The 266-nt window shown below is 28.6% G+C and carries 1 pseudogene; it reads right to left on the bottom strand.

From position 1 onward, the window contains the following. Positions 1–260 (bottom strand): annotated as a pseudogene (locus FOT98_RS31775) (XRE family transcriptional regulator); the annotation flags it as partial. Between the last annotated feature and the right edge of the window lie 6 nt (positions 261–266).

Genomic DNA, 266 nt, shown 5'->3' with positions numbered 1-266 from the left:
TCTTTATATATTTCTTCCTTATAGGAATCAATTTTCGCATAAATTTGTACTAATGTAATACCGGATTCTTGCTTTTTTTCTAGCCAAGACACTAATGCAGTAAATGATGGAGATGCATGAGATGAGGTTAATACTTTATTATTATTGTTTTCAACATCTTTAAAGTATGCATTCCACTTATTCCATACTAGCTCATTTGTTTTATAAATTGGCTCAGAGATTAACAATGCATCTCGAAACATTTGTAATAAATTATCCACTTTATA

This window comes from Bacillus sp. HY001 (genome assembly GCF_007558965.1).
GTDB classification, from domain to species: Bacteria; Bacillota; Bacilli; order Bacillales; family Bacillaceae_G; genus Bacillus_A; species Bacillus_A mobilis.
This window is presented reverse-complemented; position numbering and strand designations above follow the sequence as displayed.